Annotated in this window: 19 protein-coding genes; 13 read left to right on the forward strand and 6 right to left on the reverse strand. The window is 71.7% G+C overall.

Annotated features, from left to right (window positions below):
* Positions 1-54: 54 nt before the first annotated feature.
* Genes AQI94_RS38530 through AQI94_RS38540 form a run of 3 tightly spaced genes read right to left on the reverse strand, consistent with a single transcriptional unit; the run spans position 55 to position 2,871 of the window.
* Positions 55-1,371: a coenzyme F420-0:L-glutamate ligase gene (locus tag AQI94_RS38530; protein WP_031049513.1), complete on the reverse strand. Its 1,317-nt coding sequence runs from the start codon at positions 1,369-1,371 to the stop codon at positions 55-57.
* A complete protein-coding gene (gene cofD, locus AQI94_RS38535; protein ID WP_031049516.1) occupies positions 1,368-2,327 on the reverse strand; it encodes a 2-phospho-L-lactate transferase in 960 nt (319 codons plus the stop codon). Before cofD ends, AQI94_RS38530 begins: the two co-directional genes overlap by 4 nt.
* A gap of 34 nt (positions 2,328-2,361) precedes the next feature.
* On the reverse strand, positions 2,362-2,871 hold the full coding sequence (locus tag AQI94_RS38540) for a cysteine dioxygenase (RefSeq protein WP_031049518.1): 510 nt from the start codon (positions 2,869-2,871) through the stop codon (positions 2,362-2,364).
* A gap of 698 nt (positions 2,872-3,569) precedes the next feature.
* Here AQI94_RS38540 and AQI94_RS38545 point away from each other — a divergent pair.
* The 3 genes from AQI94_RS38545 to AQI94_RS38555 all read left to right on the forward strand — a co-directional run bounded on the left by AQI94_RS38545 (position 3,570) and on the right by AQI94_RS38555 (position 9,198).
* Positions 3,570-3,833, forward strand: a complete 264-nt coding sequence (locus AQI94_RS38545; RefSeq protein ID WP_003990679.1) for a WhiB family transcriptional regulator — start codon at positions 3,570-3,572, stop codon at positions 3,831-3,833.
* Positions 3,834-4,015: 182 nt separating this feature from the next.
* Positions 4,016-7,678, forward strand: coding sequence for a glycosyltransferase family 2 protein (locus AQI94_RS38550; RefSeq protein ID WP_107119442.1), 3,663 nt, complete (start codon positions 4,016-4,018; stop codon positions 7,676-7,678).
* Positions 7,675-9,198 carry a DUF5719 family protein gene (locus tag AQI94_RS38555; RefSeq protein WP_031045522.1) on the forward strand — a complete coding sequence of 508 codons (1,524 nt, stop codon included), beginning with the start codon at positions 7,675-7,677 and terminating at the stop codon, positions 9,196-9,198. The genes AQI94_RS38550 and AQI94_RS38555 overlap by 4 nt, the downstream gene beginning before the upstream one ends.
* A 22-nt stretch (positions 9,199-9,220) precedes the next feature.
* Here AQI94_RS38555 and AQI94_RS38560 read toward each other — a convergent pair whose 3' ends face one another.
* Complete coding sequence (locus AQI94_RS38560) at positions 9,221-9,664, reverse strand: metallopeptidase family protein (RefSeq protein WP_199814326.1); 444 nt, start codon at positions 9,662-9,664, stop codon at positions 9,221-9,223.
* A 356-nt stretch (positions 9,665-10,020) separates the two neighbouring features.
* Between AQI94_RS38560 and AQI94_RS38565 the strand changes: the two genes are divergently transcribed.
* From AQI94_RS38565 to AQI94_RS38590, 7 genes are all read left to right on the forward strand, one after another.
* Positions 10,021-10,392, forward strand: coding sequence for a DUF3499 domain-containing protein (locus AQI94_RS38565; RefSeq protein WP_020120748.1), 372 nt, complete (start codon positions 10,021-10,023; stop codon positions 10,390-10,392).
* Positions 10,393-10,528: 136 nt separating this feature from the next.
* Entirely contained in the window at positions 10,529-12,145 is a 1,617-nt protein-coding gene (locus AQI94_RS38570) for an L-lactate permease (protein ID WP_031045513.1), read from the forward strand.
* 115 nt (positions 12,146-12,260) lie between these two features.
* Positions 12,261-13,628 (forward strand): phosphomannomutase/phosphoglucomutase, encoded by a 1,368-nt coding sequence (locus AQI94_RS38575; protein WP_031045510.1) that lies wholly within the window; start codon positions 12,261-12,263, stop codon positions 13,626-13,628.
* A gap of 175 nt (positions 13,629-13,803) precedes the next feature.
* Positions 13,804-13,974 carry a Trm112 family protein gene (locus AQI94_RS43660; protein ID WP_007382472.1) on the forward strand — a complete coding sequence of 57 codons (171 nt, stop codon included), beginning with the start codon at positions 13,804-13,806 and terminating at the stop codon, positions 13,972-13,974.
* A 191-nt stretch (positions 13,975-14,165) separates the two neighbouring features.
* The gene (locus tag AQI94_RS38580; RefSeq protein WP_031045507.1) at positions 14,166-15,293 is read left to right on the forward strand and encodes an SIS domain-containing protein; all 1,128 of its coding nucleotides are present in this window, start codon (positions 14,166-14,168) and stop codon (positions 15,291-15,293) included.
* A 45-nt stretch (positions 15,294-15,338) separates the two neighbouring features.
* Entirely contained in the window at positions 15,339-16,490 is a 1,152-nt protein-coding gene (manA, locus tag AQI94_RS38585; RefSeq protein WP_031045503.1) for a mannose-6-phosphate isomerase, class I, read from the forward strand.
* A gap of 183 nt (positions 16,491-16,673) precedes the next feature.
* A complete protein-coding gene (locus tag AQI94_RS38590) occupies positions 16,674-17,654 on the forward strand; it encodes a cation diffusion facilitator family transporter (protein ID WP_031045500.1) in 981 nt (326 codons plus the stop codon).
* Positions 17,655-17,714: 60 nt separating this feature from the next.
* Here AQI94_RS38590 and AQI94_RS38595 read toward each other — a convergent pair whose 3' ends face one another.
* Positions 17,715-19,853 carry a fructose-specific PTS transporter subunit EIIC gene (locus tag AQI94_RS38595; RefSeq protein ID WP_031045495.1) on the reverse strand — a complete coding sequence of 713 codons (2,139 nt, stop codon included), beginning with the start codon at positions 19,851-19,853 and terminating at the stop codon, positions 17,715-17,717.
* Between the two features lie 490 nt (positions 19,854-20,343).
* On the opposite strand from AQI94_RS38595, the gene ahcY reads away from it, so the two are divergent.
* Both ahcY and AQI94_RS38605 read left to right on the forward strand, forming a co-directional pair.
* The gene (gene ahcY, locus AQI94_RS38600) at positions 20,344-21,801 is read left to right on the forward strand and encodes an adenosylhomocysteinase (RefSeq protein WP_031045492.1); all 1,458 of its coding nucleotides are present in this window, start codon (positions 20,344-20,346) and stop codon (positions 21,799-21,801) included.
* Between the two features lie 148 nt (positions 21,802-21,949).
* The gene (locus tag AQI94_RS38605; RefSeq protein ID WP_031045490.1) at positions 21,950-22,579 is read left to right on the forward strand and encodes a hypothetical protein; all 630 of its coding nucleotides are present in this window, start codon (positions 21,950-21,952) and stop codon (positions 22,577-22,579) included.
* Between the two features lie 63 nt (positions 22,580-22,642).
* On the opposite strand, the gene AQI94_RS38610 is transcribed toward AQI94_RS38605, so the two are convergent.
* Positions 22,643-23,590: an RDD family protein gene (locus AQI94_RS38610; protein ID WP_031045486.1), complete on the reverse strand. Its 948-nt coding sequence runs from the start codon at positions 23,588-23,590 to the stop codon at positions 22,643-22,645.
* A 130-nt stretch (positions 23,591-23,720) separates the two neighbouring features.
* On the opposite strand from AQI94_RS38610, the gene AQI94_RS38615 reads away from it, so the two are divergent.
* Positions 23,721-24,728, forward strand: a complete 1,008-nt coding sequence (locus AQI94_RS38615) for a stage II sporulation protein M (protein ID WP_031045482.1) — start codon at positions 23,721-23,723, stop codon at positions 24,726-24,728.
* Positions 24,729-24,964 lie beyond the last annotated feature (236 nt).

Below are 24,964 nucleotides of genomic sequence, written 5' to 3' on the forward strand. Positions count from 1 at the left end.
GAGACTAGGCGCAAGCCGGGGCCCACCACCGCACCTCGACAAGACCGGCGCACGTCACCGCACCTCGATGAAGCTCCCCGCGTCCCGCTCCGGCCGGGGCCGGGGTTCCTCCGCGGGATGCCCCACGGCAACGGCGCCCATCGGATCCCAGTCCTCGGGCAGCCCCAGCACCTCCCGCACCACAGCGCGGCAGAACATCGTGGACGACACCCATGCCGACCCCAGCCGCTCCCCGGCCAGCGCGACGAGGAAGTTCTGCACCCCGGCCCCCGTGGCGACGACGAACATCTCCCGCTCGGCCGCGTCCCGTCGCGCATCGCCGTAGGTGTGCGACCCGTCCATCACCAGACAGGGCACGACGAGATACGGGGCCTTGCGCAGGACATCGCCCCGCCGCACCCGCTTGGCTATGGACTCCTCGGACTTGCCGTCCCGCCGCAGATCGGCGATCCAGGCGTCCCGCATGGCGTCGAGGAGCCCGGTGCGCGCGCTCTCGGACTCCAGCAGCACGAACCGCCAGGGCGTGGTGTGGTGCGGCGCCGGCGCGGTGACGGCCGCGGCGACGGCCCGTCGGACGGCCCCGGGGTCGACGGGCTCGTCCGTGAAGGCCCGTACGGTACGGCGCTGGGTGACCGCCTCCCGCACGGCCTCCGAGGTCCCGAGCCGGAACATGTCGTCGCGCGCGGGGCGCACCATGGCCCGCGCCCCCTCCGCGTGCTCCCCGGCCACGACATGGGCCAGCCCGCGCACGACGGCGACGGGCAGCCCGGCGGCCTTGCCCTTGACGAGATCACCGGCGGCGGCCAGTTCGTCGGCCGTCGCCACGACGGTCGCGCTCAGCGGATTGCCGTACGCGTCCGTCCCGCCCCGCAGATCGTCCAGCACCCGCACCCCGGCGGCGCCGATCGCGACATCGGTGAGCCCGGCGCGCCAGGGCCGTCCGAAGGTGTCGGTGACGAGGACCCCGACGTCGACCCCGAGCGCGTCGCGCAGCCCGGCCCGGATCGCCCGCGCGGACGCGTCCGGGTCCTCGGGCAGCAACAGCACGGTCCCGGAAGGGGTGTTGGAGGCGTCGACCCCGGCGGCCGCCATCACGAGCCCCTGCCGGTTCTCGACGATCCGCAGCGGCCCGCGCCGCGCCACGACGCGGACGGTCTCGGCGTCGATCGCGTCCTCCCGGTCGCCCGCCTCGACGACCCGCCCCTCCGCCTTGGACACGATCTTCGAGGTGACCAGCAGCACGTCCCCGTCGGCCAGCCCGGGCTCCGCGGCGGCGATCATCTTGGCCAGGTCGTCCCCGCGCTGCACCTCGGGAAGGCCGGGGACGGCCCAGACCCGGTAGCCGTCGGCCTCGGCAGTTTTCCCGCTCAAGCCGCGCGCACCTCCTCCGCCAGGTCGAGCGCCTCCCGGGCCATCCGCGTGGTCGCGTCGAGGTCGGTCATCATCAGCGGTACGGCCCGGCAGCGGATGCCCGCCGACTCGATCCGCTCGACCACGCCCGCGTCCACGGTGTCGACGAGCCAGCCGTCCAGCAGCCCCGAGCCGTAGTGCTCGGCGACCGCCGCGGCCGTGGACTCGACGCCGACCGCCGCGAGGACCTTGTCGGCCATGCCGCGCACGGGCGCGTCCCCCACGATGGGGGACAGGCCCACGACCGGCACCCCGGCCTCGGCGATCGCCTCACGGATGCCCGGCACGGCGAGGATGGTGCCGACGGACACGACGGGGTTGGACGGCGGGAACAGCACCACGTCGGCCTCCGCGATCGCCTCCAGGACCCCCGGTGCCGGCTTGGCCTGCTCCGCGCCCACCGGCACGACCGCGTGGGCCGGCACCGACGCCCGCAGCCGCACCCAGTACTCCTGGAAGTGCACGGCCTTGCGCTCACCGTCGATCTCGACCGCGACATGCGTCTCGACCCGGTCGTCGGTCATCGGGATCAGCCGCACCCCCGGCTTCCACCGGTCGCACAGCGCCTCGGTCACCGCGCTCAGCGGATATCCGGCACCGATCATCTGCGTCCGCACGATGTGGGTGGCGAAGTCCCGGTCCCCGAGCCCGAACCACTCGGGCCCGACGCCGTACGCGGCGAGCTCCTCCTTGAGGTGGAAGGTCTCCTCGGCCCGCCCCCAGCCCTGCTCCTCGTTGATGCCACCGCCGAGCGTGTACATCACCGTGTCGAGGTCCGGGCAGACCTTCAGCCCGAAGAGGTGGATGTCGTCCCCGGTGTTGCCGATGACCGTGACGTCCGCGTCCGGCGCGGCCTGCTTCAGACCACGCAGGAAACGGGCACCGCCGATGCCGCCTGCCAGAACCACGATTCGCATGGAAGCCAGTCTTGCAGGCGAGTACGACAACCGGTCATGCGGTCACGGCGTCGACCTCGTCGCGGGACACGGGAGCGGTGCAGGCGGTGTGCATCGGCATCTCGGTCAGGCCCGGGTAGTACACGTGCAGGCTCACCGCCGGCTCCAGCGCGTCGTTGACGACCTCGTGGACGTACCCCGGCGCGAACACCCGCTGCGACCCCGCGCCCAGCGCGCGCGTGCCCCGCTCGGTCCGCTCGGTCAGCGCGCCCTTGAGGACTGTGAGGACCCCGGAGGAGCGGCCGTGGTCGTGCAGCCCGCTGCCCTGGCCGGGGACCCAGGACAGCAGCCACACCTCGTAGCCGGGCCCGGTGCGCAGCCGGTGGTACCACCGGCTGGTCGCGTCGTACTGGACGAGGTGCTCCCACTGCGAGCGGTCGGCGGCGATGGAGCGGGCCAGTCCGGCGAACTCGGCGACGGTGGCCGGGTGCTCGCGGGGGGCCTGGAGGAGGTGCGGGACCTCAAGGAGGTCGCCGGCGATCTGGAGGTCGTTGTCGCTGTTCATGGGGTGCGATGGGTCCTCGGCGAAGAGTGGGGGCGGCTGGGTGTCGCGTACCGTCCGCCCGGATCACGGGAAGACAGGAATGCCCGGGTGCGGGCGGGGCACATGCAGCCGAGTCACGGTGGACTCAGGAGCAGCCGGAGCGCGTTGGGCTCAACAGCTGGAACAGCAACAACAGCTACAGCGAGCGCGGGCAGCACCGTGGGACCCCGCCGTGCGGGTCGAGGTGAGTGCCAAGTTCGCGAGCATGCCCACAAGGACAGCGGCTCACACCTTCACTGTCAACTCGGCACCCTGAAAGTGGGACATGTTTCACCTCATCCGGTCCATCTCCGTGGCGAAAGGTTTGTTCATGCGCCGACCGGGACACATGGCGCACAACCGGGCGCACGGGCCGTGAGTTCACCGCGACTTCCGCGCGCGGTACGGAACGAGTTCGAACTGACGGGCGTCCTTCCCCGTACAGGCCCGAAAGGCCTGGCGCGGCTCGACGGCCCTCTCGGGTCTCGTCTGCTTGTCAAGGTTTATGCCGATTTGAACACTTTCAGCAAGGCCTTGGTTCCGCAGAGTGAATAAGGGGCCCAATAGCAGATCTCGGCTTGACTCGCCCGGAGCAGCACACTTGTAATTTCACTCGTGTCGTTCAGCCGAAATCGGTAACGGCCGTCACACGGGGACGCGAAGACAGACGAGGGGCGCACATGACCGAGCTGGTGCAGCAACTGCTGGTCGACGACGCGGACGAGGAACTCGGCTGGCAGGAGCGCGCGCTGTGCGCCCAGACCGACCCCGAGTCCTTCTTCCCCGAGAAGGGCGGCTCCACCCGCGAGGCCAAGAAGGTCTGCCTGTCCTGCGAGGTCCGCTCCGAGTGCCTCGAATACGCCCTCGCCAACGACGAGCGCTTCGGCATCTGGGGCGGCCTGTCGGAACGCGAACGCCGCAGGCTGAAGAAGGCCGCCGTCTGACCCGAGGCACGCTCCACCGCACTTTTCGTACGCAACCGAACGGCCCGTCGCACCTGGTTGTCCACAGGCGGCGGGCCGCCGTGTTGCCCAGCCGATAGTGTGGGCGCTCGTCCGAGACGCCTCGCCGCCCCCTCAGGGCACAGGCGTCCACCGCAGTCCACCGAACCGGGGCCCGTACCTCGATGTCCGTGCACAGCCACACGGCAGCCCAAGACCACGCTGCCACTCCTGAGTTCCCGCGTCATGTGGTGACCGCGGTGCTCGTCTCCCACGACGGCGCCCGCTGGCTGCCCGACGCGCTCGCCGGGCTGCTCGGCCAGGAGCGTCCCGTGCAGTTCGCCGTCGCCGCCGACACCGGCAGCGCGGACGACTCCGCCCAGCTGGTCACCGACGTCCTCGGCGCCGACCGGGTCCTGCACCTCGCCCGGCGCACCGGCTTCGGCCAGGCCGTCGAGGAGGCGAACCGCACCGCCCCGGTCCTCACCCCGGACGAGCTGCCCTATCTGAAGCGACCGAGCGGCTGGGACCCGGTCACGCGCACCTGGCGCGACGACGCCTACGACCTGCCGGAGCTGCCGCACGGCGAACCGGTCCAGTGGCTGTGGCTGCTGCACGACGACAGCGCCCCCGAGCCCGACGCCCTGGCCCAGCTGCTGCGCGTCGTGGAGAACGAACTGGAGCTCGGCCGCGACGACGTCGCCGTCGTGGGCCCCAAGCTCCGCGGCTGGTACGACAAGCGGCAGCTCCTGGAGGTCGGCGTCTCCATCGCCAACTCCGGCCGCCGCTGGACGGGTCTGGACCGCCGCGAACAGGACCAGGGCCAGCACGACCACGTCCGGTCCGTGCTGTCGGTGTCCACCGCCGGCATGCTGATCCGCCGCGACCTCTTCGAGCAGCTCGGCGGCTTCGACCGGCACCTGCCCCTCATGCGGGACGACGTCGACCTGTGCTGGCGCGCCCAGGCCGCCGGCCACCGCGTCCTCATCGCCCCCGAAGCTGTCGTACGCCACGCCGAGGCCGCTTCGCGCGAGCGCCGTGCCGTCGACTGCGCGGGCCGCACCACCGCCTCCCCGCACAAGGTCGACAAGGCCGGCGCCGCCTACACCCTGCTCGTCAACGCGCGTACCGCCGCGCTGCCCTGGGTGCTGGTGCGCCTCGTCCTCGGCACCCTGCTGCGGACCGTCGCCTATCTCGTGGGCAAGGTCCCCGGACAGGCCCTCGACGAGATCCGCGGTCTCCTCGGCACCCTGCTGCGGCCCGAGCGGATCATCGCCGGGCGCAGCAGGCGCGGCGCTCCGGTCGTCGACAAGGCCGAGCTCAGGCAACTGTTCCCGCCGCCCGGAGCGACCGTGCGGGCCACCGTGGAGCAGGTCGCGGGCAATCTCTTCGGCGGCTCCGACGCCGAAACCTCCACCGCGGGGCGCCATGGCGGCGGCATCGAGTCCGGGCCCGGCGGCGACGACGCGGACTTCCTGGAGATCGAGCAGTTCGCCCGTCTCAAGCGCATCGCCCGCAAGCCGGGACCGGTGCTCTTCCTCGCGCTGCTGCTGGTCGCGCTGGTCGCCTGCCGCAACCTGCTGGGCGGCGGCGCCCTCGCGGGCGGTGCCCTGCTGCCCGCCCCGGCCGACGCGAGCGAGCTGTGGTCGCGCTACGCGGACGCGTGGCACGCGGTCGGCGCCGGCGGCACCCCGTCAGCGCCCCCCTACCTGGCGATCATCGCCGCGCTGTCCTCCGTGCTGTTCGGCTCGACCGGTCTCGCCCTGACGGTCCTGCTGGTCTGCTCGGTGCCGCTGGCCGGCGTCACGGCCTACTTCGCCTCCCGCCCGCTCGTCGAGTCCCGCCTGCTGCGCGCGTGGGCGGCCGTCGTGTACGCCTTCCTGCCCGCCGCCACCGGCGCCCTCGCCGGGGGCCGGGTCGGCACCGCCGTGCTCGCCGTCCTGCTGCCGCTCCTCGCCCGCGCGGGCGTCGCGGCCGGCGGTCTGACGAACAGCACCGGTGCGCGGGGCAGTTGGCGCGCCACCTGGGCCTTCGCCCTCCTGCTCACGATCACCACCGCGTTCACGCCGATCATCTGGCCGATCACGCTGATCCTCGGCCTCGGTCTGCTGGCTGTGCGCCGCACCGACATCACCGCCTACGGCCTGCGCTTCCTGGCCCAGTTCGGCACCCCCCTGCTGGTCCTCGCGCCCTGGTCACTGACGCTGCTCCCGTTCGGGTTCTTCGAGCAGGCGGGCCTGGAGTACGGCTCCTCGGCCGCCTCCGCCGTCGACCTGCTCGGCGCGAGCCCCGGCGGACCCGGCACCGTCGACGGGCTGATGCTCATCGGAGTGGTGCTCGCCGCGCTCGCCGCCCTGCTGCGCACCGAGCGGCAGTTCGGCATCTGGACGGCCTGGGCGGTGGCGTTGGTGGGCCTCGTCTTCGCGGTCCTGTCCAACGACTCGACCTGGGCGGGCCCCGCCACCCTCGTCTACGGCCTCGCCCTGCTGGCCGCGGCCGTGCTCGGCGCCGACGGGGCACGCGCGCGGGTGGCCGAGCAGAGCTTCGGCTGGCGTCAGCCGGTCGCCGCGCTGATCGCCTTCGCCTCCGCTGCGGGCCCGCTGCTCGTCGCCGCGGGCTGGATGATCGGCGGCGCCGACGGCCCGCTGGAGCGCCGCGACCCCGTACAGGTGCCCGCGTTCGTCGCCGAGGAGAGCGGCACCCGCGACCAGGCCCGCACCCTCGTCCTCGACAGCGACTCCGCGGCCCACGTCGGCTACATGCTGGTGCGCGGCTCGGGTGCCCGCCTCGGCGACGCCGAACTCGCCGCGGCCGACGGGGAGAACACCAAGCTGGACAAGGTCGTCGCCAACCTCGTCGCCGGGTCCGGCGCCGACCAGGCGAACCAGCTCGGCGGTTTCGCCGTGCGGTACGTCCTCGTCCACAAGGGCGCGCCCCGCGCGGTCACGCGCGTGCTGGACGCCACTCCCGGCCTCACCCGGCTCAGCCAGCAGGACGGCAGCGGACTGTGGAGGGTCGACCAGGAGGTCGCGCGCGCGACGATCGTCGCGAAGTCCGGTTCGGGCACCGCCCAGCCGGTGGCCGCCGGACCCGTCGACCTCCACACCACGATCCCGTCCGGCGCCGACGGCCGGATCCTGCGCCTCGCCGACTCCGCGGACGAGGGCTGGACGGCCACCCTGGACGGCAAGCCGCTGACCCGCACCACGGTCGACGGCTGGGCCCAGGGCTTCGAACTGCCCGCCTCCGGCGGCACGCTGGACGTCACCTTCGACGATCCCTTCACCCACACCCTCTGGCTGTGGATCCAGGGCTCCCTCGCCGTCGTCCTCGTGGTGATGGCCCTGCCCGGCCGCCGCCGCGACGTCGACGACGACCTCCCCGAGGAGCCGGCCGTCCCCGCCCAGCCGGTGGCGGGCGAGGGCCGCCGCGCCCGCCGGCTGCGCGCCCAGGCCGAGGCCGAGGAAACCGCCGCGCCCGAGGACGTCCCCGCTCCCCCGCAGGAGGCCCCCGCCGCGGTCCCGCAGCAGCAGCCCTACGCCGACTGGGACGCCCCGAACTACGCGAACGCCGAGTACGGCGCCTACACCGGCGACCAGTACCAGAACGCCCAGCAGTACCCGCAAGGCGGCTACGACCAGCAGCCGTACCAGGCGGACCCGTACCAGGGCGGCCAGTACGACCCGTACGCCTACGGCGGGCAGAACCAGCAGCCGCCGTACGACCAGACGTACGGCGGCCAGTACGAGCAGCAGCAGTACGACCAGGGCTACGACCCCGCGTACGACCCGGCGCAGCAGCACCCGGACCCCACCGGCACTGAGCGCCCCGACGGGAGCCAGCAGTGAACCGCACCACCGTGTCCCTCATCGCCGGCACCGCCGCGCTCGCCGCCGTCACCGGGTTCGCCACGCTCAGCTCACCTCAGGCCGCCGGCAGCGCCGGGACGGCCGGCACGGCCGCGGAGCTGCCGGTGGAGCGCACCAGCCTGCTGTGCCCCTCGCCCAGCACCTCGGACATCGCGGAGACGTCGTACACGTCGTTCACGCCCGTCACCAAGGGCGCGGGCAGCGGGGGCGGGGCCGAACTCCAGGCGGCCGCCGCGGAGTCGGACGGCAAGAGCAGGACCGGGAGCAAGGGCAAGAGCGACAGCAAGGCCAAGGGCAAGAAGGCCGCGAAGCCGGTCCTCGAACCCGAGGAGCCCGGCAAGCCCGCCACCGGTGACACCTCCGGCGGTGACGCACCGGCTCTCGTCGGCACCTCCGAGGGCAGGTTCGCGCCCGGCTGGACCGTGCAGGAGACCACCGAGGTCGCGGCGGGTTCCGGACGCGGGCTGCAGGGCGTCAACTGCTCCGCCCCCGACACCGAGTTCTGGTTCCCGGGCGCGAGCACGGCCGCCGACCGCACGGACTACGTCCATCTGACCAACCCGGACGACTCCGCCGCGGTCGTCGACATCGAGCTGTACGGCAAGGACGGCGCCCTGGACTCCACGCTGGGGGAGGGCATCACCGTCGCGCCGCACTCCAGCGACCCGATCCTGCTGTCCACGCTCACCGAGGAGAAGCAGGAGAACCTCACCGTCCATGTGAACGTCCGCAGCGGGCGCGTGGGCGCCGCCGTGCAGGCGCTGGACGACAAGCTCGGCGGCGACTGGCTGGCCGCGTCCACCGACCCGTCCGGCAGTCTGGTGCTGCCCGGCATCCCGAAGGACGCCACCGCCGTGCGCCTGGTCGCGTTCTCGCCCAGCGACTCCGACGCCGACCTGAAGGTGCAGCTGGCGTCCCCGTCCGGCCTGATCACCCCCGCCGGGAACGAGACGCTGCACGTGAAGGCGGGCATGACCACCTCCGCCGACCTCGGTGACGTCACGCGCGGGGAGGCCGGTTCGCTGGTCCTGACCCCCACCGGCACCTCCGCGCCGGTGGTCGCCGCACTGCGGGTCGTGCGCGGCAAGGGCGACGACCAGGAGACGGCCTTCATCCCGGCCACGCGTCCCGTCGGCACGCGCGCGACGGTCGCCGACAACAGCGCCAAGGGCACCACACTCTCCCTGACCGCCCCCACCCGCGGGGCCACCGTCAAGGTCACGGCCTCGGCGGGCAGCGAGGGCGGCGAGGCCGTCTCGAAGACGTTCACCCTCAAGGCGGGCACCACGCAGAACGTGGCGGCCCCGACCCCGACCGGGCTCAAGGGCACCTACGCCCTCACGGTGGAACACGTCTCAGGAGGCCCGGTCTACGGGGCCCGCACCCTGGCGGCGACGGAGGACGGCGTCCCGGGCTTCACCGTCCAGACCCTCCCGGACGACCGGGGCATGGTGGCCGTGCCGGAGGCGGACGAGGACCTGTCGGTGCTCCAGAAGTAGCGCGGGGCGATCCGCGGGCGGTTCAGTCCTCGCCGTACCGCGGATCGACCGTCTCGGGAGTGAGCCCCAGCACCTCGGCCACCTGTTCCACGACGACCTCGTGCACCAGCGCCGCCCGCTCGTCGCGCCCCTTGGTGCGGATCTCCACCGGACGCCGGTAGACGACCACGCGCGCGGGGCGTCCCTCACGCGCGGGAATGGACCCGCCGAGCGGCACCGCCTCGTCGTTCCAGGACTGGCCGTCCAGCCGGGGCACCTCCAGGACCAGGAAATCGATGTCGGCGAGCTGCGGCCAGCGCCGCTCCAGGCGCTCCACCGAGTCCTGCACCAGGTCCGCGAACGCCTCGGCCCGGCTTGCGGCGAGCGGCACCTGCGGCGGGGCGATCGGGCCGCGCATGCCTCGTCCGTGGCGATCACGGCGGCGGGGCCCGGGGCCGGTGGCGCGGGGCGGTACGGGGTTGTCCATCACTGGTGCAGGGTAATCCTCGCCGCACTCGCGCGCCCGACCCCCACGCGCTACCCCGGACATGGTCCGAAACGACGTACGGCCACCTCGTACGGCATGTCGGCAGTTGACCATTCCAGCCAAGGTTGGGCTCGATTCCGTATCTCTCCGAGACCGGCGATCCCAAGGTGATTGACATGGTTTGTCATGAGTGGTGACCGGTCTCAGCCCCGTTCGACCCCTCGAAACCGGATGTCCACGCAGGTCATGGCGGTGTGATCGGAGTGGCGTGTGGGGCGTTTCACAACACGACACGGTGGAGTGACCTGGGGGAGAGTCGTCGCGGCCCGCTCAAGAGTGCGGTACCGTCCAACGTCGTGAGCCCTGTACGTCGCTGTTCGCGCACCGCTTGCGGCCGTCCCGCCGTCGCGACGCTGACGTACGTCTACGCCGACTCGACCGCGGTCCTCGGCCCGCTCGCCACCTACGCCGAACCCCACTGCTACGACCTGTGCGCCGAGCACTCCGAGCGCCTCACCGCCCCGCGCGGCTGGGAGGTCGTCCGGCTGCTCGACGGCTCGGCGCCCGCCCGGCCCAGCGGGGACGATCTGGAAGCGCTCGCCAACGCCGTGCGTGAGGCGGCCCGTCCGCAGGAGCGCGCCGCCGAGGCCGGCGGAGCCCGGCGGGCCGACCCGATGGAGGTCGCGCGCCGCGGCCACCTCCGGGTGCTGCGCTCCCCGGACAACTGAGCCGATCCGCCTGCCGCTTGCACCCGTGTTCCACAGGGTGACGCACACCCATTGACGGTTCCTTGGCGCGGACACGACCATTCCGTAAGTCGAAGTGAGAAGTCGCTTTCCGCATGACGGAATCGGGGAGGCGCCCGTGTACGTCCAGGAACTCGAACCCGTCGCCGACTCGCTCGGGCTGTCCGCCCTCGTCGCGGCCCTTCCCCTGGTGATCGTCCTCGTCCTGCTCGGCGGCGTCCGCATGAAGGCGCACCTGGCGGGCCTCGCGGGCCTCCTGGCGGCCGCTCTGGTCGCCTGGCTCGCCTACGGCATGCCGCTGGGCCAGACCCTCTCCGGCGCCGCCCAGGGGGCCGTCTTCGGCCTCTTCCCCATCCTGTGGATCGTCGTCAACGCCCTGTGGGTGTACCGGATGACCGTCCGCACCCGGCACTTCGACATCCTGCGCCGCTCCTTCGGGCGGCTCTCCGACGACCCGCGCGTCCAGGCCCTCGTCGTCGCCTTCTGCTTCGGCGCGCTCCTGGAGGCCCTCGCCGGGTTCGGTGCCCCGGTCGCGATCTGCTCGGTCATGCTCGTCGCCCTCGGCTTCGACCCGGTGCGCGCGGCGGTCGTCGCGCTGGTCGCCAACACCGCGTCGGTCGCCTTCGGCGCCATGGGCACACCGGTCGTGACACTGGCTCAGGTCACCGGGCTGCCGCTGGACGACGTCGCGTCCGTGGTGGGCCGTCAGACGCCCTTGCTGGCCCTTGTGGTGCCCCTGGTGCTGGTCTTCCTGGTCGACGGCCGACGGGGCCTGCGCGAGACCTGGGTGCCCGCCCTGGCCTGCGGAGTCGCCTTCGCCGTCGCCCAGTTCGCGGCCTCCAACTACGTCTCCGCGCAACTCGCCGACATCGGCGCCGCCTTGGCCGGCGCGGGCGCCCTGGTCGCCGTACCGCAGGCACGCAGGCCCGCCGAGGAGCCGGTCCGCGCGGCCGTCCTGACCGGCGCGCGCAGCGAGGATCTCGACGAGAACGACCCGCGCGGTGAAGTCCTGCGCGCCTACGCGCCGTACGCGCTGATCGTCGTGATCTTCTCCGTCGCGCAGATCCCGGCCGTCAAGGACTGGCTCGCGCAGGCGACCCAGACGTACGACTGGCCCTTCCTCGACGTCGTGAACCCCGACGGGGATCCGGTCGGCGGCAACGTCTTCACCTGGCCGGTCGTCGCCACCGGCGGCACCCTCGTCCTGTTCGCGGGGATCCTCACGGCCCTCGTGCTCGGCGTGCACGCGCGCGTGGCGGTCCGCGAATGGGCGGCGACCGTGCACGAGTTGCGGTTCGCGATCCTGACCGTGACCTCCGTGCTGGCACTCGCGTACGTCATGAACCTCTCCGGACAGGCCGCCACCATCGGTCATTTCGTGGCCGCCGCGGGCGCCGGCCTGGCCTTCCTGTCGCCGGTCCTGGGCTGGTTCGGGGTGGCCGTCTCCGGCTCGGACACCTCGGCCAACGCGCTGTTCGGGGCGCTGCAGGTGACCGCGGCACGCGAGTCCGGGCTGTCACCCGAGCTCCTGGCCGCCGCCAACAGCTCGGGCGGGGTCCTCGGCAAGATGATCTCGCCGCAGAACCTCACCATCGCCTGCGCGGCCGTCGGGCTCGCGGGCCGCGAGGGGGACCTGCTGCGCAAGGTGCTGCCCTGGAGCCTCGGACTGCTGCTGGTGATGTGCCTGATCGTGGTCGGGCAGAGCTCGCCGGTGCTGGGCTGGATGCTGCCCTGACCCCCCTCGATGCCCTCTGACCTCTGACGACGGCCGGATGTTCACTCGGCTCCCGCACTACGCGCTGTCAGTGCCTGCGGGTAGTTTGTGGTGACCGACAGGACTTTCAGAAGGGTTGGCCGTGGCTGATCTGTCACAGCTCGTGAAGGCGTACGACGTGCGCGGAGTCGTTCCCGACCAGTGGGACGAGACGCTGGCCGAGCTCTTCGGCGCCGCCTTCGTCCAGGTGACCGGGGCGGGCGCCATCGTGACGGGTCACGACATGCGGCCCACGTCCCCCGCCCTGTCGCGGGCCTTCGCGCGCGGGGCGGCCGCCCTCGGCGTGGACGTCACCGAGATCGGCCTGTGCTCGACGGACCAGCTGTACTACGCCTCCGGCGCGCTGAACCTGCCGGGCGCGATGTTCACGGCCTCCCACAACCCGGCCCGGTACAACGGCATCAAGATGTGCCGGGCGGGCGCGGCCCCGGTCGGCCAGGACACCGGCCTCGCCGAGATCCGCGAACTGGTCGAGCGGTGGAGCGAGACGGGCGGCCCCGAGGCGGCGCCCTCGACAGGGACGATCACTCAGCGGGACACGCTGGAGGACTACGCGGCCCACCTCCTCTCCCTCGTCGACCTGGCGGCCATCCGTCCCCTCAAGGTCGTCGTCGACGCGGGCAACGGCATGGGCGGCCACACCGTCCCGACCGTCTTCGCCGGGCTGCCGCTGGACACCGTCCCGATGTACTTCGAGCTGGACGGCACGTTCCCGAACCACGAGGCCAACCCGCTCGACCCGGCCAACATCGTCGACCTCCAGAAGCGGGTCCGCGCGGAGGGGGCCGACCTCGGCATCGCCTTCGACGGCGACGCCGACCGCTGCTTCGTCGTCGACGAGCACGGCGACCCGGTCTCCCCGTCCGCCGTCACCGCCCTGGTGGCCGCCCGGGAGCTCGCCAGGCACGGTGGCAAGGGCACGATCATCCACAACCTGATCACGTCCTGGTCGGTCCCGGAGGTCGTCGAGGAGAACGGCGGCACACCGGTACGCACACGCGTGGGCCACTCCTTCATCAAGGCCGAGATGGCGAGAACCGGCGCGATCTTCGGCGGCGAGCACTCCGCGCACTACTACTTCAAGGACTTCTGGAACGCCGACACGGGCATGCTGGCGGCCCTGCACGTCCTGGCCGCGCTGGGCGGCCAGGAAGGCCCGCTGTCGTCCCTGGTGGCCCAGTACGACCGTTACGTCGGCTCCGGCGAGATCAACTCCACGGTCGCCGACCAGACAGACCGGCTGGCGGCCGTCCGGGCGGCCTACGAGGGCCGCGAGGGCGTGCGCCTCGACGAACTCGACGGCCTCACGATCACCACCTCCGACTGGTGGTTCAACGTCCGCCCGTCCAACACCGAGCCCCTCCTGCGCCTGAACGCGGAGGCCAGGGACGAGGCGACGATGGCGAAGATACGGGACGAGGTACTGGCGGTCATCAGGGCCTGATCCGGCCGCACGGCACGATCCGGCGCCTTGGGAGAAGAGGCGGCGGGGGCGCTGACCCCGGCAGCGGCCCCGCCTCCACCCCCACCTCGCCCCAACCCCCGCACCCAACTCTCCCCGGCGGTACCCTGACCAGGCACATCCGCGCAAGTTGTCGTACGCCCCGAAGGGAACCCCCATGCCGCTCGAAGCCGGCCTCCTGGAGATCCTCGCCTGCCCGGCCTGCCACGCCCCCCTCAAGGAGCAGGACACCGAGCTGATCTGCACCGGTCAGGACTGCGGCCTGGCATACCCCGTCCGCGACGGCATCCCCGTCCTCCTCGTCGACGAGGCCCGCCGCCCCGCGTAGGCGCCCCGCCGTCACAGGCGGGACAGCGCTCCCGCTGCCGCGAGCGACAACGACACAGCGACCCACAGCGACCACCGGAGTCCCGGACCCGCGCGACCGACGACCCGGCGGAGCGACAATCCGGCTCTCGACGATCCGGCGAAGCGACAATCCGGCGTCCCGGAGACCCGGCGATCGGAGGCTGCCGCCCCATGCTCGACGAATCGCTGCTAGACACCCCCGAGGCACTCTCGGAGGCCGACCGCCGAGGCCTGCTGCGCGGTGCCGCTGAGTCCGGTGCCCGCGTCCGCACGGCAGCCCGGCACGCCGCCGAGGCCGGAGTGAACGACCTCAAGCCCGACGGCCGCCCGCGCGCGGTGCTCATCGCGGGCCCCGGCGCCGCCGCCACCCACGTGGCCGACCTCCTGGGCACCCTCGCCGGCGCCGGCAGCCCCGTAACCCGCCTCGCCCCCACCGGTGTCGCCCCCGCCGCGGGCGCCCTGCGCTGGGAACTTCCCGGCTGGGCCGGCTCGGTCGACCTGCTCCTGATCGCCACCCCCGACGGCACCGAACCGGGCCTGTCCCTGCTCGCCGACCAGGCCTACCGCCGCGGCTGCACCGTCGTGGCCGTGGCCCCCGCCGACACCCCGCTCTTCGAAGCGGTCGAGGGCGCCCACGGTCTGTTCGTGCCCCTGGCGACCGCCCCCTACGAGCAGAACGCGCCCCTCACCGCATCCGCCCCCGGTGTCCTGTGGGCCCTGCTCACCCCGCTTCTGGCGATCCTCGACCGCACCGGCCTGCTCACGGCCCCGCCCGACACCCTCGAGAAGATCGCCGGCCGCCTCGACCTCATCGCCGAGCGCTGCGGCCCCGCCATCGCGACCTACAGCAACCCGGCCAAGACCCTCGCCGCCGAACTCGCCGACGCGCTCCCGGTGATCTGGACCGAGGGCACCTCCGCGGGCCCCGCGGGCCGTCGTTTCGCCGCGGCCCTCGCCGAACTCTCCGGCCGCCCGTCCGTGGTCTCCGAACTGCCCGAGGCCCTCGCCGCGCACAGCACCTTGCTCGCCGGACCACTGGCCGCCAGCGCCGACCCCGACGACTTCTTCCGCGACCGCGTCGAGGAAGCGCCCGCGCTGCACGCACGCGTGGTGCTCCTTCGCGACCGCCCGATCGGCGGTCTCAGCGCCGCCCCGGCCGCCCGTGATCTGGCCCTGAGCCACGACACGCCGATCAGCGAGCTGGAACCGGAGTCCGGCGGCGAGATCGAGACCCTCGCGGAACTGATCGCCGTCACGGATTTCGCCGCCGTTTACCTGGCGCTCGCCTCGGGGGCCTGACATCGCTCAGGACACCCTGATCGCCGTACGTACAGAAAGAGCCTGATGGACCGCCTCGACAACACCGTCCGCCCCTACGCCTGGGGTTCCACCACCGCCATCCCCGAGCTCCTCGGTGTCGAACCGACCGGTGAACCGCAGGCGGAGATGTGGATGGGCGCCCACCCGGGAGCTCCTTCCCGCACCGGCCGGGGCACCCTCGTGGAGGTCATCGACGCGGACCCGGTGAAGGAGCTCGGCGCCGAGGCGGTCGCCAGGTTCGGCCCCCGCCTGCCCTTCCTGCTCAAGCTCCTCGCCGCGGGCGCCCCCCTCTCCCTCCAGGTGCACCCCGACCTCGCCCAGGCGAAGGAGGGGTACGACGACGAGGAGCGCCGCGGCATCCCCGTGGACGCGGGCCACCGCAACTACAAGGACGCCAACCACAAGCCCGAACTGATCTGCGCGCTCACCGAGTTCGACGGCCTGTGCGGCTTCCGCGAACCCGCGCGCGCGGCCGAGCTGCTCGACGCGCTGGGCGTCGACTCCCTCAAGCCGTACGTCGACCTCCTGCACGCCCGCCCCGAGGAGGCGGCCCTGCGCGAGGTCCTGACGGCCGTCCTGACCGCCGACCGCGCGGAGATGGCCCACACCGTCACCGAGGCCGCGGCCGCCTGCGCCCGCCTCGGCGGCGAGCACGCCCCGTACGCCGACATCGCCCACCACTACCCGGGCGACCCGGGAGTCATCGCCGCGATGCTCCTCAACCACGTCCGACTCCAGCCCGGCGAGGCCCTGTTCCTCGGTGCGGGCATCCCGCACGCGTACCTCAGCGGCCTGGGCGTCGAGATCATGGCCAACTCCGACAACGTCCTGCGCTGCGGCCTGACCCCCAAGCACGTCGACGTGCCCGAACTCCTGCGCGTCGTCCGCTTCGAGGCCGCCGACCCCGGCGTGCTGCGCCCCGAGGCGTCCCCCGACGGGGAGGAGGTCTACGAGACCCCCATCGACGAGTTCCGGCTGTCCCGGTACGTCCTTTCCGAGGGTGCCGCCCTCCATGACCTGACCCGCCCGACTCCGCAGATCCTGCTCTGCACGGCAGGTTCCGTCGTAGCCGGGGAACACGAACTGAGCCCCGGCCGGTCGGTGTTCGTACCGGCGGGGGAGAAGGCCGAGGTGTCCGGTACGGGCACGGTCTTCCGGGCGACCGTGATCGTGTGACCGAGGCGGGCGACCGTGGTGTGCGACTGAGGTATGCGACGGAGGCGTGTGATCGTATGACTGGCCCTGTGGACGGCTGAAACGCCCGTTCCGGGTGAGGCTGCAAGAATGGGCCCCCGGCAAAGGACGGGCAAAGGCCTGGACGGCGTAGAGGCACTTGAGGCGAAGGGACAACGCGACCAGATGAGCGCGTCAGGCGGAACCAGGGCGATCGTGGCGGCACTCGGCGCCAACCTCGCGATCGCGGCATCCAAGTTCGTGGCGTTCGCGTTCAGCGGCTCGTCGTCGATGCTCGCCGAGGGCGTGCACTCGCTCGCCGACTCCGGAAACCAGTTCCTGCTGCTGCTCGGCGGCAAGAAGTCCCAGCGCGAGGCCACCCCGCAACACCCCTTCGGCTACGGCCGCGAGCGCTACATCTACGCCTTCCTCGTCTCCATCGTGCTCTTCTCGATCGGCGGCATGTTCGCCGTCTACGAGGGCTACGAGAAGATCAAGCACCCGCACGAGATCGAGCACTGGTACTGGCCGGTGGGGGTCCTCGTCTTCGCGATCATCGCCGAGGGCTTCTCGTTCCGGACGGCCATCAAGGAGTCCAACCCGCTGCGCGGCGACCTCTCCTGGAAGGAGTTCGTGCGCCGGGCCAAGGCACCCGAGCTCCCGGTCGTGCTCCTGGAGGACTTCGGCGCCCTGGTCGGCCTGGTCCTCGCCCTGGGCGGCGTCGGCCTGGCCCTGCTCACCGGCGACGGTGTCTGGGACGGCATCGGCACTCTCTGCATCGGCATCCTGCTCATCCTGATCGCCCTCGTCCTGGCGGTGGAGACCAAGTCCCTGCTGCTCGGCGAGGCCGCCGGCATCGAGGCGGTCCAGAAGATCGAGGCCGCGATCGTCGACGGCCACACCGTCACCGGCATCATCCACATGCGCACGCTCCACCTCGGCCCCGAGGAACTGCTCGTCGCCGCCAAGATCGCCGTCCAGCACGACGACACGGCCGGCGAGGTCGCCTCCGCGATCAACGCAGCCGAGTCCCGCATCCGCGAGGCCGTCCCGATCGCCCGGGTCATCTACCTCGAACCGGACATCTACAGCGAGGCCGAGGCCCTCAAGGGCCCCGACCGCGAGGCGACCCCCGGCGGACCTGCGCAGCACCCCGCCGAGCACTGATCACCGGTCCACAGCGGCCGTACGGGCCCGCGTCCCCGCACGGGGGCGCGGGCCCTTCGCTCACCCGATCTCGCTCAGCACGTCCAGCACGGCCCGCTCGTCCGGTGCCGCGACGAGCCGCTCCCGGAACCCGGGGTCCATCAGCTTCCGCGACAACAGGGCCAGGATGCGCAGGTGCTCGTCACCCGCGGCCGCCTCCGGTACGGAGATCATGAAGACCAGCCGGGCCTTCGTACCGTCCAGCGAGCCCCACTCGACGCCTTCGGCGGACCGCGCGAACCCGACGACGGGTGCGGTCACGGCATCCGTCTTGGCGTGCGGGATCGCGATCTCCTCCCCGAGCCCGGTGGTCCCCTGCGCCTCCCGCCGCAGGGCGGTGGCGACCAGCTCGTCCACGTCCGTCACCTTGCCGGTCCGGGCGAGCAGCTCCGCCATCTCCCGGACGGCCGACTCCTTGTCCCGGGCGTCGAGGATCACCTTCACGGTCTGTTCGGTGAGGTAGCCGGAGAGGACCTCGCGGTCGGGGGCGTCCCGGAGCTCACCGTCGGTGGGGCCCGCGGCTTCTGACGTCCCGGCCGGTGCCGCTTCCGTGGCGGACGCGCTCGACGACGCGACGATCCGCTGCGCCACCACCGCGCCGACGGCTCCTCCCGCCGTCGCACCGGCGCCGGCGCCGACCAGCGCGGGTTCGAGTGGGCCGGCCGCACCCGGCTCGGTCACACCCCGTCCAGGCGTCGGCGCCTCACCCTTGCGCCTCCGCTCACCGATGTCGACCAGCGTGACCGTCGTCAGCGCGGTGACCACCGTGCCGATCAGCACGGCCACGAAGAACATCGGCACCCCGCTCACCGCGCCCAGCACCGCCACGATCGGCCCGCCGTGCGGCACCGCGTCCTCGACCCCGGCGACCCCGGCGACCGCACCGGCCACCGCCCCACCGAGCATGTTGGCCGGGATGACCTGCGCGGGCCGCGCCGCCGCGAAGGGGATGGCGCCCTCGGAGATGCCGAAGCAGCCCATGAACAGCGCCGCCAGCCCCGTCTCCCGCTCCTGCTCGGTGTAGAGCCGCTTGCGTATCAGCGTGGCCAGGCCCTGGCCCAGCGGCATGACCGGGATCGCGGCCGCGCACATGCCCATGACCGTCTGGTTGCCGGTCGCGATCAGCCCCGTCCCGAACAGGAACGCCGTCTTGTTGACCGGCCCACCCATGTCGAACGCGATCATGAGCCCCAGAATCGCGCCCAGCAGGATCGCGCTGGTGCCGGTCATCCCGCCGAGCCAGTCGGTGAGGTGCTCGAAGACCCAGGAGATCGGTTTCCCGATGACGTAGATGAAGAACAGTCCGAGCGCCGTGGTCGCCACGATCGGGATCACGATGATCGGCATGATCGGCTGTACGAACTTCGGGACCCTTACCTTCTTGATCCACAGCACCAGATACCCGGCGAGGAACCCGGTCACGATCGCCCCGATGAACCCGGCGCCCGCCTCCGAGTCGTACAGCGAACCGGTGTTCGCGATCCAGCCACCGATCATGCCGGGCACCAGGGCGGGGCGGTCGGCGATGGCGTAGGCGATGTACCCGGACAGGATCGGGATCATCAGCTGGAAGCCGATGACACCGATCTCATTGACGTCGGCCCAGAAGGTGCCCTCGGGGATCACATAGCCCTTGGCCGTCGCGTCGCCTCCGAGCGCGAGCGAGACCGCGATCAGGAGACCGCCGACGACCACGAACGGGATCATGTAGGAGACACCGTTCATCAGCGCCTTGTAGCCCATGCTGCGCTGCTTGCCGCCGTCGCCCGGCGCGGCCGCTGCGGCCCCGCCGTCGGCCGTGTGCACCGGCGCCGACCGCACCCGATCGATCAACCGCTCGGGGTGGCGGATCCCCTCCGCCACGCCCACGGTCAGCACCCGCTTGCCCACGAAACGGCTCAGGTCCACATCCTTGTCCGCGGCGACGATGATGCCGTCCGCCATGCTGACATCGTTGTCATCGAGGATGTTTTCAGCCCCGATCGATCCCTGGGTCTCCACCTTCATGTCGATGCCCCGGCTCGCGGCTGCCTGCGCGAGCTTCTCCGCGGCCATGTACGTGTGCGCGATGCCGGTCGGGCACGCGGTCACCGCCAGCAGCCTCACCCGCTGCTGCTCACTGCCGCCGCCCGTGGGGGGAGGTCCGGCCGGACTGGTCACGTCGATCTCCTAACGCCTTTGTCACACGGAAACGCCGTCCCGGACGCCCCGCAAGATCGATCAGATGTTCCGATCGCTTCACATCCCCCCTCACCTGCCCAGGCCGCCGCAGGAGCAAAAGTCCCCGGATGACCTGGTCCGTTGCCGGCCGTTCGGCAGTTCGCAGGCCTGTTGTCGCCGTCGTCGGGGCACCCTGGCAGGACGGTCGACGGCAACCTGCCGACATTCCGGACGGTCGCCCATGATCGGCCTGATGTATGCGGAGGCGGACTGGGGTGCCCCCGCCGACCGGTGTAGCTTGGGACGGAGCCAGACGTCGCTGCTGATGGCGGTCGGGCGGTCCCACCGCGGACCGACCGAGGGAGAGAGGGCCTCCGACGGACTGCGCTGCGCGCACCGGGCATGCCTGTGTCCTCTTCGGGCACCCCTGTGTCCGCCGCCGCGCAGACCAGCCGTACCCACCTCGCCCCAACCCCGAGGAGCAGCTCGAATGACGACTGTCGAAAACCGACAGGACTTCAAGGTCGCCGACCTCTCCCTGGCCGCCTTCGGCCGCAAGGAGATCACTCTCGCCGAGCACGAGATGCCCGGCCTGATGGCGATCCGCAAGGAGTACGCCGAGGCGCAGCCGCTTGCCGGCGCCCGCGTCACCGGCTCCCTGCACATGACCGTGCAGACGGCCGTCCTCATCGAGACCCTCGTCGCCCTGGGCGCCGAGGTCCGCTGGGCGTCCTGCAACATCTTCTCCACCCAGGACCACGCGGCCGCCGCCATCGCCGTCGGCCCGAACGGCACCGTGGACAACCCCCAGGGCGTCCCGGTCTTCGCCTGGAAGGGCGAGACCCTGGAGGAGTACTGGTGGTGCACCGAGCAGGCTCTGACCTGGCCGAACACCCCCACCGGCGGCCCGAACATGATCCTGGACGACGGCGGTGACGCCACCCTCCTCGTCCACAAGGGCGTCGAGTACGAGAAGGCCGGCAAGGTCCCCTCCGTCGACACCGCCGAGAACGACGAGCACCGCGTCGTCCTCGAACTCCTCAACCGCACCATCACCGACGGCTCCCAGAAGTGGACCCAGCTCGCCTCGGAGATCCGTGGCGTGACGGAGGAGACCACGACCGGCGTCCACCGTCTGTACGAGATGCACCGTGACGGCAGCCTGCTGTTCCCGGCGATCAACGTGAACGACGCCGTCACCAAGTCGAAGTTCGACAACAAGTACGGCTGCCGCCACTCCCTGATCGACGGCATCAACCGCGCCACCGACGTCCTCATCGGCGGCAAGACCGCGGTCGTCTGCGGCTACGGCGACGTGGGCAAGGGCTGCGCGGAGTCGCTGCGCGGCCAGGGCGCCCGCGTCATCGTCACCGAGATCGACCCGATCTGCGCCCTGCAGGCGGCGATGGACGGCTACCAGGTCACGACGCTGGACGAGGTCGTCGACAAGGCCGACATCTTCGTCACCACGACGGGCAACAAGGACATCATCATGGCCTCGGACATGGCCAAGATGAAGCACCAGGCGATCGTCGGCAACATCGGTCACTTCGACAACGAGATCGACATGGCCGGCCTCGCCCAGATCCCCGGCATCGTCAAGGACGAGGTCAAGCCGCAGGTCCACACCTGGACCTTCCCCGACGGCAAGGTGATCATCATCCTGTCCGAGGGCCGCCTGCTGAACCTGGGCAACGCCACCGGTCACCCGTCGTTCGTGATGTCCAACTCCTTCGCGGACCAGACCCTGGCCCAGATCGAGCTGTTCACCAAGCCCGACGAGTACCCGACCGACGTCTACGTGCTGCCCAAGCACCTCGACGAGAAGGTCGCCCGCCTCCACCTGGACGCGCTCGGCGTCAAGCTGACCCAGCTGCGCCCGGAGCAGGCGTCGTACATCGGCGTCGACGTCGACGGCCCGTACAAGTCGGACCACTACCGCTACTGAGCCGTACGGCACAGCAGCAGTCCCTCAGAGGCAGGCCCCCGCACCCCCGTGTCGGGGGCCTGCCCCTTCGGCCTTGTGAACCTTCTTCGCCCTGCTCCCTCGCCGGGTGACCGCCAGGCCGGACAGCCCGTCAGAACCCAGGACCCCCATGCCCCGCGGCCGTTATTCGCTCCACGATCCGCACGATCACACCCCCCTCGCGGAAGAACGCTTCCAGTGCGCCCCCGGCCCGTCCGGCTGGCGCTACGTCTCTCAACTGACCACCCCCGCGGGCGATCACAGCGGCTCGGTCGACCTCACCCTCGACGAACTCGGCCGCCCCATCCGCCTCGAACTGCACGCCGGGAGCTGGCAGGTACGAGGCGCCGCGCTCGACGGCGTCACCTGGGTCCGCACGGACCCCACCGGGGCCCACGCCACGGAAGGCAATGTCCCCGCCCACGCCTTCACCGGCACATCCCCCGCGTTCCTCGTCGCCACCACCCGTCTCCTGCGCCTCACCCCCTCCGCATCAGCAACTCGCGTACGCCTCCTGGCCTTCACTGATCCCGTGCTCGCCCCACGCACCGTGGACCAGTCCTGGACCTTGCTGAAAAGAGAAGCACACGCCACTGACAACGGCCCGCTGACCGTGGAGGAATACCAGGTCACAGCGCTGGACACCGGCGAGCAGCACACCGTGCACCTCGCCGGGGACGTGGTCCTCGCGGCCCCCGGGATCGAGCTGGAAGACCTCGAATCACCGCCGTCGGCGTTCCCTGCCGCACCGCTCGACTGAACCGACCTCAGCCGATGCCAGCTCCAGCCCCCGACACCAGCGGACCCGCGGGCACGGGCGGGATCACGCCGGCGGCACGAACCCGGAGGCCGGCCTGTCCTCCGGCCGCGCGGAAGGCGGCCGGGGTCCGTCGGAGGACTCCTCGGACAAAGGGCGAGGAGAGGGCGGAGCAGTGGGCCGCACCCCCGGGTAGGCGGGACCGCCCTGCACACCTGCCCCAGGACCAGGCACGACCGCGGGAGACGGCACGGCCCCCGTGGTGACGCCACCGAAGGCCCGCCGGGACTCGCGGGCCTGCCGCTCCTGCACCACCGCCGCCAGATACGCGCCCGGTGGTACATCCCGCGGTGCCGGAGCGCCCGTACGCGTCGCGAGATCGGCCGCCAGCCGCTCCGCCATGGCCGAGCCGACCTGAGGATCGAGTTGGTGCATCCGCGTCAGGTACTGACGAATGGCAAGCCACAGGCCATCGGGGACCGCGGACAGATCGAGTTCGGAGAACCGGCCGGCCAGCCAGGGCGGAGGCGGCGGCACGAATCCGCTGGGCGCCACGGGAATCCGCTCCCGCACGACCAGCGTCCCCGCGAACACGTCCCCGAGCCGACGGCCTCGCGCCGAGACCAGCGAGGCGATACAGGCCACGACCCCGAACGTCAGCAGAATCTCGACCACGCCGATCGCACCCCGCACCAGCGCATGCCGGAACCGGATGGGCCCGCCGTCGTCCCGCACCACGCGAAGTCCCACGGCCAGCTTCCCCAGCGACCGCCCATGGCTGAGCGTCTCCACCGCGATCGGCCCGCCCACCAGGACGAGCAGGAACAAGGCGATCGACAGCGCCACCTGGGCCGCGTCGTCGAGCGACGCGGAAGCGGCCACCACCGCGACGGTCACGGCGATGTACACGGCCATGACCACGATCAGGTCGAGCAGCACGGCCAACGCCCTGCTGGGCAGCCTCGCAGGGCGCAACTCAAGCGCCACCGCCTCGCCCGTCACCAGCTCACTCACGTCCGCCGTCCTTCCCCTGACCTGCCTCGTGAACAGCCAGTCTGCCAAGCTGAGGACGCATCGCGCCGCAGTACGACAAGCTGACATCAACGACGGACCGCAGACGATCAGCCGAGGAGCAGGCAGACCGATGGACCTCGACGTCTTCGTCACCGCCCACCGAGCCGAGTGGGACCGCCTCGACGCCCTGCTCCGGCGCCAGCGCCGCCTCAACGGCGTCGAGACGGACGAACTCGTCGCGCTCTACCAGCGCACCGCCACTCATCTCTCCCTGATCCAGTCCAGCGCACCCGACCCACAGCTCACCGGACGGCTCAGCCAACTCGTGGCACGCGCGCGTAGTGCCGTCACCGGAACCCGCCGCGCCTCCTGGCGTGATGTCACCCGTTTCCTCGCACACGGCTTCCCCGCCGCCGTCTACCGCTCGCGCCACTGGTGGGTGCCCACCGCGCTGCTGTCCACCGTCGTCGCCGCCCTCCTGGGCTGGTGGATCGGCACCCACCCCGAGGTGCAGTCCTCCATCGCGGCCCCCAGCGAGCTGCGCGAGCTCACCCGCCCCGGCGGCCAGTACGAGACGTACTACTCCAGCCACCCCGCGGCCTCCTTCGCCGCCCAGGTCTGGACGAACAACGCCCAGGCAGCCGCCATGTGCCTGGTCCTGGGGATCTTCCTCGGACTCCCGGTCCTGTGGATCCTCTTCCAGAACATGCTCAACCTCGGCATCGGCGCCGGCCTGATGTCGTCCGTCGGCCGCCTCGACACCTTTCTCGGCCTCGTACTCCCGCACGGCCTCCTCGAACTCACCGCGGTCTTCGTCGCCGCCGGCACAGGTCTGCGTCTCGGCTGGACCCTGATCGACCCTGGCCCCCGTTCCCGACGCACCGCACTGGCGGAGGAGGGCCGAGCCGCGGTCGGCATGGCCATAGGTCTCGCCCTGGTCCTGTTCGTCTCCGGCGCCATAGAAGGCTTCGTCACGCCCTCGGGCCTGCCCACGTGGGCCCGTATAGCCATAGGGGTCGGCGCCGAGTCGGCCTTCCTGGCCTACGTCTTCGTCCTCGGCGGACGAGCGGCGCGCGCGGGTGACACGGGTGACGTCGAGGCGGCCGAACGCAGCGCCACGGTCCCGACTGCTGCTTGATGTGCGGGGGACCGTACTGAGCTGCTACTGTCTCCTTCGCCCCACAGGAGCCGTTGACACGGACCGTGTGGGGAGGTAGATTCGAACAGTTGCCTGGAGCTGGGTTCGGCCCGCTCGGCAGTAGTGAGTGTCTGTCTGCTTCTGGAAAATCTTGATTTCGAAGAAGCCTCTTCCCGATGAAATCGGAAACAGATGGCCGGTCAGTCCGGTCCGAAAGTTCTGATAATGTTGGGACC

The sequence above is a fragment of the Streptomyces pseudovenezuelae genome (genome assembly GCF_001513955.1).
Lineage (GTDB): Bacteria > Actinomycetota > Actinomycetes > Streptomycetales > Streptomycetaceae > Streptomyces > Streptomyces pseudovenezuelae.

Excerpts from the sequence above, each read along its gene's own strand:
- manA (WP_031045503.1), top strand. The coding sequence starts at position 15,339 with ATGGACCGCCTCGACAACACCGTCCGCCCCTACGCCTGGGGTTCCACC.
- AQI94_RS38545 (WP_003990679.1), top strand. The coding sequence starts at position 3,570 with ATGACCGAGCTGGTGCAGCAACTGCTGGTCGACGACGCGGACGAGGAA.
- AQI94_RS38605 (WP_031045490.1), top strand. The coding sequence starts at position 21,950 with ATGCCCCGCGGCCGTTATTCGCTCCACGATCCGCACGATCACACCCCC.
- AQI94_RS38560 (WP_199814326.1), bottom strand. The coding sequence starts at position 9,664 with ATGGACAACCCCGTACCGCCCCGCGCCACCGGCCCCGGGCCCCGCCGC.
- AQI94_RS38580 (WP_031045507.1), top strand. The coding sequence starts at position 14,166 with ATGCTCGACGAATCGCTGCTAGACACCCCCGAGGCACTCTCGGAGGCC.
- ahcY (WP_031045492.1), top strand. The coding sequence starts at position 20,344 with ATGACGACTGTCGAAAACCGACAGGACTTCAAGGTCGCCGACCTCTCC.
- cofD (WP_031049516.1), bottom strand. The coding sequence starts at position 2,327 with ATGCGAATCGTGGTTCTGGCAGGCGGCATCGGCGGTGCCCGTTTCCTG.
- AQI94_RS38540 (WP_031049518.1), bottom strand. The coding sequence starts at position 2,871 with ATGAACAGCGACAACGACCTCCAGATCGCCGGCGACCTCCTTGAGGTC.
- AQI94_RS43660 (WP_007382472.1), top strand. The coding sequence starts at position 13,804 with ATGCCGCTCGAAGCCGGCCTCCTGGAGATCCTCGCCTGCCCGGCCTGC.
- AQI94_RS38550 (WP_107119442.1), top strand. The coding sequence starts at position 4,016 with ATGTCCGTGCACAGCCACACGGCAGCCCAAGACCACGCTGCCACTCCT.
- AQI94_RS38590 (WP_031045500.1), top strand. The coding sequence starts at position 16,674 with ATGAGCGCGTCAGGCGGAACCAGGGCGATCGTGGCGGCACTCGGCGCC.
- AQI94_RS38615 (WP_031045482.1), top strand. The coding sequence starts at position 23,721 with ATGGACCTCGACGTCTTCGTCACCGCCCACCGAGCCGAGTGGGACCGC.